The 11,855-nt window shown below is 72.0% G+C and carries 9 protein-coding genes; 7 read left to right on the plus strand and 2 right to left on the minus strand.

Going from position 1 to position 11,855, the window contains the following annotated elements; translation table 11 throughout:
* Positions 1-181: 181 nt before the first annotated feature.
* From ACPT94_RS07445 to ACPT94_RS07460, 4 genes are all read left to right on the plus strand, one after another.
* Complete coding sequence (locus tag ACPT94_RS07445) at positions 182-1,777, plus strand: flavin-containing monooxygenase (RefSeq protein ID WP_425245500.1); 1,596 nt, start codon at positions 182-184, stop codon at positions 1,775-1,777.
* On the plus strand, positions 1,774-2,679 hold the full coding sequence (locus tag ACPT94_RS07450; RefSeq protein ID WP_360336581.1) for an alpha/beta fold hydrolase: 906 nt from the start codon (positions 1,774-1,776) through the stop codon (positions 2,677-2,679). The genes ACPT94_RS07445 and ACPT94_RS07450 overlap by 4 nt, the downstream gene beginning before the upstream one ends.
* The gene (locus tag ACPT94_RS07455) at positions 2,676-3,560 is read left to right on the plus strand and encodes an SDR family oxidoreductase (protein WP_360336583.1); all 885 of its coding nucleotides are present in this window, start codon (positions 2,676-2,678) and stop codon (positions 3,558-3,560) included. The genes ACPT94_RS07450 and ACPT94_RS07455 overlap by 4 nt, the downstream gene beginning before the upstream one ends.
* An 87-nt stretch (positions 3,561-3,647) precedes the next feature.
* Positions 3,648-3,842, plus strand: a complete 195-nt coding sequence (locus tag ACPT94_RS07460; protein ID WP_360336585.1) for a hypothetical protein — start codon at positions 3,648-3,650, stop codon at positions 3,840-3,842.
* 68 nt (positions 3,843-3,910) lie between these two features.
* Here ACPT94_RS07460 and ACPT94_RS07465 read toward each other — a convergent pair whose 3' ends face one another.
* Positions 3,911-7,198: a S41 family peptidase gene (locus ACPT94_RS07465; RefSeq protein ID WP_425245456.1), complete on the minus strand. Its 3,288-nt coding sequence runs from the start codon at positions 7,196-7,198 to the stop codon at positions 3,911-3,913.
* A gap of 166 nt (positions 7,199-7,364) precedes the next feature.
* Between ACPT94_RS07465 and ACPT94_RS07470 the strand changes: the two genes are divergently transcribed.
* Both ACPT94_RS07470 and ACPT94_RS07475 read left to right on the plus strand, forming a co-directional pair.
* Positions 7,365-7,970 (plus strand): TetR/AcrR family transcriptional regulator, encoded by a 606-nt coding sequence (locus ACPT94_RS07470; RefSeq protein ID WP_360336589.1) that lies wholly within the window; start codon positions 7,365-7,367, stop codon positions 7,968-7,970.
* Positions 7,971-8,196: 226 nt separating this feature from the next.
* On the plus strand, positions 8,197-10,455 hold the full coding sequence (locus tag ACPT94_RS07475) for an MMPL family transporter (protein WP_425245457.1): 2,259 nt from the start codon (positions 8,197-8,199) through the stop codon (positions 10,453-10,455).
* A gap of 96 nt (positions 10,456-10,551) precedes the next feature.
* Here the strand turns inward: ACPT94_RS07475 and ACPT94_RS07480 are convergent, their stop codons facing one another.
* A complete protein-coding gene (locus ACPT94_RS07480) occupies positions 10,552-10,800 on the minus strand; it encodes a hypothetical protein (RefSeq protein WP_360336593.1) in 249 nt (82 codons plus the stop codon).
* A gap of 407 nt (positions 10,801-11,207) precedes the next feature.
* Here ACPT94_RS07480 and ACPT94_RS07485 point away from each other — a divergent pair, with 407 nt between their 5' ends.
* Positions 11,208-11,801, plus strand: a complete 594-nt coding sequence (locus ACPT94_RS07485; protein ID WP_360336595.1) for a lamin tail domain-containing protein — start codon at positions 11,208-11,210, stop codon at positions 11,799-11,801.
* The last annotated feature ends 54 nt before the right edge of the window (positions 11,802-11,855 follow it).

Below are 11,855 nucleotides of genomic sequence, written 5' to 3' on the forward strand. Positions count from 1 at the left end.
CGAACGTCCCCCGTACGACCCCTACCCATCAGTACCGGGCTGCTCTAACCTCCATTGCGCCAGTGTTCACTGGCATGGTCGTGTGAGGCAGGGAGGCGCCGGGATGACCGTGGACGAACACCAAGCCGCGGACGAGCACGAAGCCGCGGACGAGCACGAAGCCGTGGGCGAGCACGAAGCCGTGGGCGAGCACGAAGCCGTGGGCGAGGGGCGACGCGAACATGTGCGGGTGGCGGTGATCGGGGCCGGGTTCGGGGGGCTCGGGGCCGCCGTACGGCTGCGGCGGGAGGGGATCACCGACTTCGTCGTCCTCGAACGCGCGAGCGGCGTCGGCGGCGCCTGGCGGGACAACACCTACCCGGGGTGCGCCTGCGACGTGCCCTCCCACCTGTACTCCTTCTCCTTCGCACCCAACCCCGACTGGCCGCGCGCGTTCTCCGGCCAGGAGCACATCCGCGCCTATCTGGAGCACGTCACGGACGTCTTCGGGCTGCGTTCCCACCTCCGCTTCGACTCCGAGGTCCGGCGCATGACCTGGGACCCGGAGCGGCTTTGCTGGGACATCGAGACGGCGAGCGGGTTCCTCTGCGCCGACTTCGTCGTCTCCGCGACCGGGCCGCTGTCCGACCCGAAGATCCCCGACGTCCCGGGCCTGGACTCCTTCCCCGGCAAGGTCTTCCACTCCGCCCGCTGGGACCACGACCACGACCTCACCGGCAAGCGCGTCGCGATGGTCGGCACGGGCGCCTCCGCCATCCAGATCGTGCCGGCCATCCAGCCGAAGGTCGGCCGTCTCACCGTCTTCCAGCGCACCCCGCCGTGGGTGCTGCCCCGCGTCGACCGGGCCATCGGCCGCGCCGAGCGCCGGCTGCACCAGCTGCTGCCCCTCACCGCCAAGGTGCGCCGTGGCCTGCTGTGGGGCATCCGCGAGCTCCAGGTCCAGGCCTTCACCAAGCACCCGAACGAACTCGGCTTCGTCGAGCAGCTCGCCAGGCGGAACATGGCGCGCGCCGTCAAGGACCCGGCCCTGCGCGCCAGGCTGACCCCCGACTACCGCATCGGCTGCAAGCGGATCCTGCTGTCCAGCGAGTACTACCCGGCGCTCACCCGGCCCAATGTCGACGTCGTCGCGAGCGGGCTGCGCGAGATCCGCGGCTCCACCCTGGTCGCCGCCGACGGCAGCGAGGCCGAGGCCGACGTGATCGTCTTCGGCACCGGCTTCCACGTCACCGACATGCCGATCGCCGAGCGGGTCGTCGGCGCCGACGGGCGCACCCTCGCCCAGGCCTGGAAGGGCGGCATGGAGGCCCTGCGCGGCGCGTCCGCGCCCGGCTTCCCCAACTGGATGTCGATCATCGGCCCCAACACCGGCCTCGGGAACTCCTCCATGATCCTGATCATCGAGTCCCAGCTGAACTACATGGCCGACTACCTCCGCCAGCTGTCCGTCCTCGGCGGCCGCGCCGCCCTCGACGCCCGCCCCAGCGCCGTGCACGCCTGGAACCGCCGGGTGCAGGACCGGATGCGGCGCACGGTGTGGAACACCGGCGGCTGCACCAGCTGGTACCTCGACGCCGACGGCCGCAACACCACCGTCTGGCCGGGCACGACGAGCGAGTTCCGCCGGGTGACACGGCGCGTGGACCTCGCCGAGTACGTCGTCCTGCGCCCACCGGCGACGAAGAAGCCCCCGCGGGAGACGGCCACGAAGGCCGGGCAGGACGCGGCGGCGAGAACCCCGCGGGAGACGGCGCCGAAGACGGAGGCCCCCGCGTGACCACGGCCACCGGCGACGCCCCGCCCACCCCGGCCCGCACCCTCACCGCCCGCTCCGCCGACGGCGCCCGCCTCCACGTCGAGGTGCACGGCCCGGACACCGCGCCCGCCGTCGTCCTCTGCCACGGCTGGACCTGCTCGACCGCGTTCTGGGCGGCCCAGATCCGCGCCCTCGCCGCCGACCACAAGGTCATCGCCTACGACCAGCGCGGCCACGGCCGCACCCCGGCGAGCCCGGCGTGCAGCACGGACGTCCTCGCCGACGATCTCGAAGCCGTACTGGAGGCGACCCTCGCGCCCGGCGAGAAGGCCGTCGTGGCAGGGCACTCCATGGGCGGCATGACGATCATGGCCGCGTCCGCCCGCCCCGCCTTCCGCGCGCACACGGCGGCCGTCCTGCTGTGCAGCACGGGCAGTTCCCGGCTGGTGGCCGAGTCGACCGTCCTGCCCCTGCGCCCCGGCCGGTTGCGCACCTGGCTGACCGGCCACATCCTCGGGTCGAGGGCACCGCTCGGCCCGGTCACCCCGGTCGCCCGCCGGATCCTCAAGTACGCCACGATGGGCGCCGGTTCGGCCCCGCACATGGTCGAGAGCTGCGCCCGGATCGTGCACGCCTGCCCCCGCACGGTCCGGCACGCCTGGTCGCACGTCCTGCACCTGCTCGATCTCGACCACGCCGTACGGGAGTTGAGGGTGCCGACGGCGGTGATCGCGGGCACCGCCGACCGGCTGACTCCGCCCGTGCACGCCCGCCGCCTCGCCGAGGCGCTCCCGGACTGCGTCGGCCTGACCGAACTGCCCGGCATCGGCCACATGACCCCGGTCGAGGCGCCGGAGCAGGTGACCGGCAGGCTCCGTGAACTCGTCACCGCCTACGCACCGCACCTCAAGGAGGACGCATGAGCAAGGTCGGCCTCGAAGGACAGGTCGTGGTCGTGACCGGCGCCGCGCGCGGCGTCGGTGAACTCCTCGCCCGCAAACTCTCCGCACGCGGCGCGAGGATCGCGCTCGTCGGACTGGAACCGGACGCCCTCAAGCAGGTCGCCGAACGCCTGCACGGCGACAGCGCCCACTGGTACGCCGACGTCACCGACCACGCGGCGATGACCCGCGTCGCCCAGGAGGTGAAGGACCGCTTCGGCAAGGTGGACGTCGTCGTCGCCAACGCCGGCGTCGCCACCGGCGGCCCCTTCGCCGACTCCGACCCGGACGCCTGGCGCCGCGTCATCGAGGTCAACCTCATCGGCTCGGCCGTCACCGCCCGCGCCTTCCTGCCGCTGCTGACGGCCAGTCGCGGCTACCTCCTGCAGATCGCCTCCCTCGCCGCGATCACCCCGGCGCCGATGATGACCGCCTACTGCGCGTCCAAGTCGGGCGTCGAGGCGTACGCGCACAGCCTGCGCGCAGAGGTCGGTCACCAGGGCGTGCGCGTCGGCGTCGCCTACCTGTCCTGGACGGACACCGACATGGTGCGCGGCGCCGACCAGGACGCCGTGATGCGGGAGTTGAGGCAGCGGCTGCCGTGGCCGTCCAACAAGACGTACCCGCTCGGCCCGGCCGTCGACCGGCTCGTCGCCGGCATCGAGCGGCGGGCCGCCCATGTGTACGGGCAGTGGTGGCTGCGCGGGATGCAGAGCGTGCGCGGATACCTGCCGGGACTCGTCGGGACCGTCGGGCAGCGCGAAATGAGGCGGTTCGCACCCAGGTTGCGGGGAATGCGGACGGGACTCGTCGGGGCAGGTGGGGCGGCCGACGAGGAAGCCCGTGCTACGCAGCGTAGTTGATCGAAATGCGTGCTCTGTCCGCCCATGTGAATCTGGTCGAGGCCCCACCAAGGGCCGTTCCCCTCACCCTCACGGGAGTGAACCCACATGGGTATGAAGGACAAGTTCCAGGACCAGGCCGAGCAGTGGCAGAACCAGGCCAAGGAAAAGATGGAACAGGCCAAGGAGCAGACCAAGCAGCGCGGCGGCCGCCAGCGCGACCGCGAGGACGACCCCCAGCGGACGCAGCGCGAGCGCGAGCGCGAGGAGCAGGAGCGGTTCGACGCCGACTACGACGTGTGACCGTGCTCGGCCTCGGCCGCTGACGTGGGGTGCCCTCCCGTTCTCCGGGAGGGCACCCTGCGTGCGTGTCAGGTGCGCGGAGGCAGCCGCGGACGTGAGCGGTCCGGGACGTGGGAGAGGTCCGGGGGTGTGGCCGTCGGGGTCGTCTCCAGGAGGTCCAGGGCCAGCCGCACCGCGTCGTCCAGCTGCGCGTACCTGCCCTCCGCCCAGTCCAGGGGGGTGCGCAGGGCCTCCACGTCGGGGGCGACTCCGTGGTTCTCGACGGACCAGCCGTAGGCGTCGAACCAGGCCGCGTTCATGGGGACGGTGATGACCGTGCCGTCGCCGAGCTGGTGCCGGCCGGTCATGCCGACGACGCCGCCCCAGGTGCGCTGGCCGACGACCGGCCCGAGCTTCAGCAGCTTGAAGGCCGCCGTGATCATGTCGCCGTCGGAGGAGGTGGCCTCGTCGGCGAGCGCGACCACCGGGCCCCGGGGCGCGTTGGAGGCGTACGACACCGGCTGGGCGTCCCGGGTCAGGTCCCAGCCGAGGATGGTGCGCGTGAGCTTCTCCACCACCAACTCGCTGATGTGACCGCCCGCGTTGCCGCGCACGTCCACGATCAGCGCGGGCCGGGAGACCTCCATGCGCAGGTCGCGGTTGAACTGGGCCCAGCCGGAACCGCCCATGTCGGGGATGTGCAGATAGCCGCACTTACCGCCGCTCAACTCCCGTACGACCGCACGCCGTTTGGCCACCCAGTCCTGGTAGCGCAGGGGGCGTTCGTCGATGAGGGGGATCACGGCGACCCGCCGCGCGTGCCCGGCCTCGCCTTCCGCCGTCGTGAAGGTCAGCTCGACCGTCGTCCCGCCCGCCTGCGCCAGCAGCGGGTAGGGCCCGGCGACCGGATCCACCGGCCGCCCGTCGACGTGCGTGAGCACCGCGCCCTCCCGGATCCCGGCCCCCGCCAGCGGCGAACGCGCCCTGGAGTCGGAGGAGTCACCGGGCAGGATCCGCCTGACCGTCCAACCGCCGTCGCGCCGTACGAAGTTGGCGCCCAGCAGGCCCTGCCGCCGCTGGTAGTGCGGCGGCCCCTCGTTGCGGCGCGCGGCGGTGACGTACGCGTGCGAGGTGCCCAGCTCGCCGAGGACCTCGCGCAGCAGGTCCGCGAACTCGTCGGGGGAGGCGACCCGTTCGACCAGCGGCCGGTACTGCTCCAGCACCGCGTCCCAGTCGATCCCGCACATCCCCGGATCCCAGAAGTACGCCCGGATCAGCCGCCCGGCCTCCGCGTACGCCTGCCGCCACTCGGCGCCGGGGTCGACCTCGTGCATGATCCGCCGCAGGTCGATCCAGACGGTGGTGTCGAGGTCGCCGGTCTCCGTCGAGGGCACCGCCCGCAGGTCGCCCTCGTCGACGACGACCAGCCGCGTCCCGTCGCCGCTCACCGCGAACCAGTCGAGATGCCCGACGAGTTCGGCCTTCTTGGCCTTGCTGATGGTGAAGTACTCCAGCGTCGGCCGTCCGCTGATGTCGTCGGGGTTGACGAAGGTCTCGCCGAGCGCGCCCGAGATCGGCCAGCGCAGCCACACCAGCCCGCCGCCCGCGACCGGGGACAGCGCCGAGTACTTGGAGGCGGCCACCGGGAAGGGCGTCACCCGGCTCTCCAGCCCCTCGATCTCGACGGTCACCGTGCCGTGGCCCTCCTCGTCCTCCTCCAGCGGATCCAGCCCTCCGGCGGCCGGCCGCCCCTCCGGGTTCAGCGCGAAGGGGGAGGGGGTCGCCGAGGACAGCGGCACCAGGTACGGCCGGCAGCCCAGCGGGAAGGACAGGTCGCCGGTGTGCACGTCGTAGACGGGGTCGAAGCCGCGCCAGGAGAGGAAGGCGAGGTAGCGGCCGTCCCGCGTGAAGACGGGGTTCTCGTCCTCGAAGCGGCCGTTGGTCACATCGACGATCAGCCGCTCCCCCTTTTCGAGCCCGGAGATCCGCGCCATCTTGATCTGCCTGAGCGAGCGCCCGATCCCCGGATGCGACCACGTCAGCCAGGCCCCGTCCGGCGAGAAGGCGAGATCGCGCACGGGCCCGTTGACCGACCGGATCAGCTCGGTGACCTCGCCGTACGAGCCCTCCGTGCCCGCGGCGGCGGCCGCCTCGTCGGACACGGTGATGAGCAGCAGCCGTCCGTCGTGCGAGGCGACGGCGAGCCGCTCGCCCTCCGGGTCGGACACCATCTCCAGCACCCGCCCCAGCTCCCCGGAGGCCAGCCGCCGCGGCGCGCGGTCGCCGCTCGCGCGGGGCAGGTAGGCGATCTCGACGGCGTCCTCGCCCTCCGCGTCCGTCACGTACGCCACCTGCCCGCCCGAGCCGAGCATCTCCGGCAGCCGCACCCGCACCCCCGGCGGGCCGGTGATCGTCCGCGCGGGCCCGTCCCGGTGCGTCAGCCAGTACAGACTCCCGCGTACGACGACCGCGCTCGCCCGCCCGGTCTCGTCCACGGAGATCCCGTCCACGTGCTGGGCGGCCGGGATCTGGTACGGCCGCCGCCCGGCCCGCGGCCCGGCGATCCGCACGTCGAGCCGGCGCGGCCCGGAGCCGGCGGACAGGTCGTCGACGATCCACAGGTCGCCGGCGCACTGGTACACGACCCGGGTGCCGTCGCTGGAGGCGTGCCGGGCGTAGAAGGCGTCGTGGTCGGTGTGGCGGCGCAGGTCGGAGCCGTCGTGGGCGCAGGAGTAGAGGTTGCCGACGCCCTCGTGGTCGGAGAGGAAGGCGATGCGTCCCCCGACGAACATGGGGGAGTGGAGGTGGCCGCCGAGGTCGGGGAGCAGCCGCTTGCCGTGCAGCCAGAGCCGGCCCGTGGCGCCGCCCCGGTACCGCTTCCAGGAGGCCGGTTCGTGCGGGGGCGTGCCCGTCAGCAGCAGGGTCAGGTGCTCGCCCTCGATGTCGGCGACCTGGAGGTCGGCGACCGGCCCCCAGGGGAGTTTGCGGCCGGGGTCGCCGTCGGTGGAGACCTTGTAGGCCCAGGTGTAGTACGAGAAGGGCTCGCCGTGGGAGGCGACGGCGAGGATGTCGGCGTGTCCGTCCTCGTCCGGGGGCGTCCATCCGCACACCTGCGTGTCCGGACTCCCCCAGTAGGTCAGCCGGCGCCCCGGCCCGCCGTCCACCGGCACCAGGTGGATCTCCGGGACGAGACTGCGCCAGCTCGTGTACGCGACATGGCGGCCGTCGGGCGAGAAGCGGGGATGGCCGGCCTTGGTGCGGTCGACGGTGAGCCGCCAGGCACGGCCCGGCCCGTCGAGGGGGGCCAGCCAGAGGTCGTCCTCGGCCACGAAGCACAACAGGTCACCGCTGAGGTGCGGCAGGCGCAAATAGGTCACCTCCCCATGCTTTTCCGGTCAGAAGTGCAGGGCAACTCGTGCCATACAGGGACGATCAGGAACGGCGTGACCCACAACACGAACGAAACCGTTTCGTTTCGCTGGTGGGGTGCGCTACATTCGTCACGTACGAAACCGTGTCGTTCGGAGTGGGAAGGTGAGCCAGATGACCGAGGTCGCGACGGCACGTCGCTCCCGGATCACCCCCGAGCGGGAGGCCGAGCTGTACGCGGCCGTGCTCGACCTGCTCCGGGAGGTCGGCTACGACGCCCTCACCATGGACGCCGTGGCCGCCCGGACGAAGTCCAGCAAGGCGACGCTCTACCGCCAGTGGGGCGGCAAGGCCGAGCTGGTGGCGAAGGCGGTGCGGTCCAACAAGCCGGGCGGTGTCGGCCTCGGCGAGATCGACACCGGGTCGCTCAAGGGTGATCTGCACGCCCTCACGCTGAAGTCGGACGACTGCGAGATGGAGCAGAACTCCGCGCTGATGCGGGGGCTTGCCATGGCGATCCACGGCAACCCGGACCTGCTGAAGGCGTTCCGGGCGCATCTGATCGAGCCGGAGATGGCGGAGTTCCGTCGCGTGGTGCAACGGGCGATCGACCGGGGTGAGGTCCGAGCGGACAACCCGGCGATCGACTACATGATGCACATGATGATCGGCGGGTTCGCCGCCCGCACGATGATCGACGAGAAGCCGCCGACGCAGGACTTCCTCCTTTCGTACATCGACGCCGTCGTCCTCCCCGCCCTCGGCGTCTCCACCTCCTGAAACACCCCTCTGAAACACCCCTCTGAAACACCCTTCCTGAACCATCCGGCCGTCCCCACGGTCCGCCCATCCTGACGTCACCGCTCACGTCGTCGGGCCGATCACCCCTGCCCCTCCCCGGGCCGCCGGGTCGATCACCCCTGCCCCTGGGTGCCTGTACCGCAACCCCCGCCGGGGTTCCGGCACCGGCCCCTACACCCCACGACCTGACCGGGAGTACGCCTCCGTGGCCACGTTCCTCTACAAACTCGGCCGCCTCGCCTTCCGGCGACGGCACTTCGTCGCCCTGCTGTGGGTGGCGCTGCTGACGCTCGCCGGCGTCGGCGCCGCCTCCGCGCCCGCCGCCGGCTCGAGCTCCTTCTCGATCCCCGGCGTCGAGGCCCAGAAGGCCTTCGACCTGCTTGAACAGCGCTTCCCCGGCTCCAGCGCGGACGGTGCCACCGCGCGTGTCGTCTTCAAGGCGCCCGACGGCGAGAAGATGACCGACGCCGCCAACAAGGCGGCCGTCGCGAAGACCGTCAAGGAACTGGGCGACGGCTCCGAAGTCGTCTCCGTCACCGACCCGTTCACCACCGACGCGGTCAGCAGGGACGGAACGGTCGCCTACGCCTCGGTGTCGTACAAGGTCCCGGCCATGGAGCTGAAGGACTCCTCCAAGGAGGCCCTGGAGGCCACCGCGGAGAAGGCCGAGGAGGCCGGGCTGACCGTCGAGATGGGCGGTGACGCGCTGCAGGCCGAGCCCGAGCAGGCGGCCATCGGCGAGATCATCGGCCTCGCGATCGCCGCGGTCGTCCTCGTCCTCACGCTGGGCTCGCTCGTCGCGGCCGGGCTGCCGCTGCTGACGGCGATCATCGGCGTCGGCATCGGCGTCTCCACCATCACGGCCCTCGCGAGCGCCCTCGACCTGGGCGACTCCACCGCCACCCTCGCCCTGATGATCGGCCTCGCGGTCGGCATCGACTACGCGCTGTTCATCGTCTCCCGCTACCGGTCCGAACTGGCCGAGGGCCGTGACCGCGAGGAAGCGGTCGGCCGCGCCGTCGGCACCGCCGGCTCGGCGGTGGTCTTCGCGGGGCTCACGGTCGTGATCGCGCTGGCCGGTCTCGCGGTCGTCAACGTCCCGATGCTGACCAAGATGGGTCTCGCGGCGGCGGGCACGGTCGTCGTCGCCGTCCTCATCGCCCTCACCATGATCCCGGCACTGCTCGGCTACGCGGGCCGCAGGATCCGCCCGGCCGGCGCGAAGGGCAGGCTGCGCGGACGCGGCAGGGCGAAGTCCGGTGAGAGCGAGTCCGCTGACAGCGAGTCCGCCGAGCAGGCGGCCAAGCCCAACCTGGGCACCCGCTGGGCGAGCTTCGTCGTCCGCCGTCCGCTGGCCGTGCTGCTGCTCGGCGTGGTCGGCCTGGGCACGATCGCCCTCCCGGCCACCAAGCTGGAGCTGGGCCTGCCCGACGACGGCTCGCAGCCGACGTCCACCACGCAGCGCCGGGCGTACGACCTGCTGTCCGAGGGCTTCGGCCCCGGCTTCAACGGCCCCCTGATGGTCGTCGTGGACGCCGAGCACAGCGCGTCCCCGCAGGACGCGGCCACCGCGGTGACCGACGAGGTCAAGGATCTCAAGGACGTCGTGACGGTGACCCCCGCGCGGTTCAACAAGGCCGGCGACACCGCGGTGATCACGGTGATCCCCGACTCGAAGCCGTCCTCGACGCAGACCGAGGACCTGGTGCACGCCATCCGTGACGCGGGCGCCGGCGTGACGGCCGACACCGACGCGAAGGTGCTGGTCACCGGCACCACCGCGATGAACATCGACTTCTCGCAGAAGCTCACCGACGCGCTGGTCCCGTACCTCGCCCTGGTGGTGGGCCTCGCCTTCCTCCTGCTGATCGTCGTCTTCCGCTCGATCCTGGTACCGCTGAAGGCCGCCCTCGGCTTCCTGCTCAGCGTGCTGGCCGCGCTCGGCGCCGTGGTCGCGGTCTTCCAGTGGGGCTGGCTGGCGGGGCTCATCGGCGTCGAGGAGACCGGCCCGATCATGTCGATGATGCCGATCTTCATGGTCGGCGTGGTCTTCGGCCTGGCGATGGACTACGAGGTGTTCCTCGTGACCCGGATGCGCGAGGCGTACGTCCACGGCGAGAACCCGAGCCAGGCCATCGTGACCGGCTTCAAGTACAGCGCCCGGGTCGTCGCGGCCGCGGCGGTCATCATGATCGCGGTCTTCTCCGGCTTCATCGGCTCCAGCGAGTCGATGATCAAGATGATCGGCTTCGGCCTCGCCATCGCCGTCTTCTTCGACGCCTTCATCGTGCGCATGGCCATCGTCCCGGCGGTGCTGGCCCTGCTCGGCAAGAAGGCCTGGTGGCTCCCGAAGTGGCTGGACCGGGCCCTGCCCAACGTGGACGTCGAGGGCGAGGGGCTCAAGGCCCACGCCGACTCGAAGGACACTGACCCGGACGAGGACCGCGAACTGGTCCGCGTGTGACGCTGCGCCGATCGGGCGCAGCCGAAGGACGGCCGGTGAGGGCTCCGTGGGGACGGGGCGCCCTCACCGGCCTCTTTCCTTCCCGTTTCCCTCCCGCTACGACGCGGTGAGCCAGCGGTGCAGCGCGGTGTGGACGCTGTGCGGGAGGGAGCTGAGGTGGTCGATGGCCTCGAGGTCGCCCGGCATGGGCGCGATGCCGGCGATGGTGAGCGCGGCGTGGATCTCCAGGCGGCGGACGTCACGCGGGTCGAGCGCGACGTCGACACGCTGGGCGGGGTTGGGCGGCGGCAGCAGGAAGTCGTCGTGCGCCCGGGACTGCCGGCCGATCAGGGTGCTGTGGGCCATGGTCAGGCTCCTTCCTCTCATGCACGGGGTGTTCGGGCACGGGGTGCCCGAACTCTGCGTTGTGCGGAGGGACTTCACCGCGGGCGAGGCCGGTTCCGGACGACGGGAGGGTCCACCCGGATGCAGCAATCCCGCGCCGAATGCTCGTATGACCTGCTGAGCTGCCCGGGTCGCCGTCGTCTGTGACCCACTTTCGGGTGAGGACCCCGGTCGGCGGGGGCCGCGCGGGGCGGTGCGGCGGCCCCCTCGCGCATTCGGCGCATCAATGGACATTACATGTGAAGGTCACCGCTATGTGAAGGATCTGTAACAGAGGGCGCGGATGCGGCGAACGTGCCGTGTCGGGTGGTCAGGTGTGGTCCTGCGGCCGACTGGTCGCGAACCGACGCACCACGCAAGGAGACCTTGTGTCCGTTTCCCTTGTTTCCGCCCGCCGTCTGGCCGTCGCCTCGCTCGCGGCCGCCGCTGTGATCGGCGCGGTGGCGCTGCCGGCGTCCGCCGCCGGCCACCCGCGTCCGGACCACCGGCCCCAGGTGGAGATCAGCGCCGTCCAGTACGACGCGCCGGGCCGTGACACCCGCTCCAACGACTCCCTGAACAAGGAGTGGGTCGAGCTGACCAACACCACCCGCCACGCGGTCAACCTGGACGGGTGGACGCTGTCGGACGAGGACGGCGACAGGTACACCTTCGAGGGCTACCGGCTGGCCGCCCGCGCCACCGTCCGCATCCACACCGGCGAGGGCCGCGACACCCGCGGCCACCTGTACCAGGACCGCCACCGCCACGTGTGGGACAACCACTCCGGCACCGCCACCCTGCGCAACGACCGCCACCGGCTCGTCGACGCGGCCTCCTGGGGCGACCGCCGTCACGACGACGACCGCCGCCACGACGACGACCGCCGTCACGACGGGGACCGCCGTCACGACGGCGACCGTCACCGGGACGGGGACCGTCACCACGGCGGCGACCGTCACCACGGCGGCGACCGCCACTGACACTGAGCCCGCATAGCCGAGCGGCGCGTCCAGCCCCACCTCCCGGGCTGGGCG

The organism is Streptomyces aurantiaciflavus (assembly GCF_049808595.1).
GTDB lineage: Bacteria > Actinomycetota > Actinomycetes > Streptomycetales > Streptomycetaceae > Streptomyces.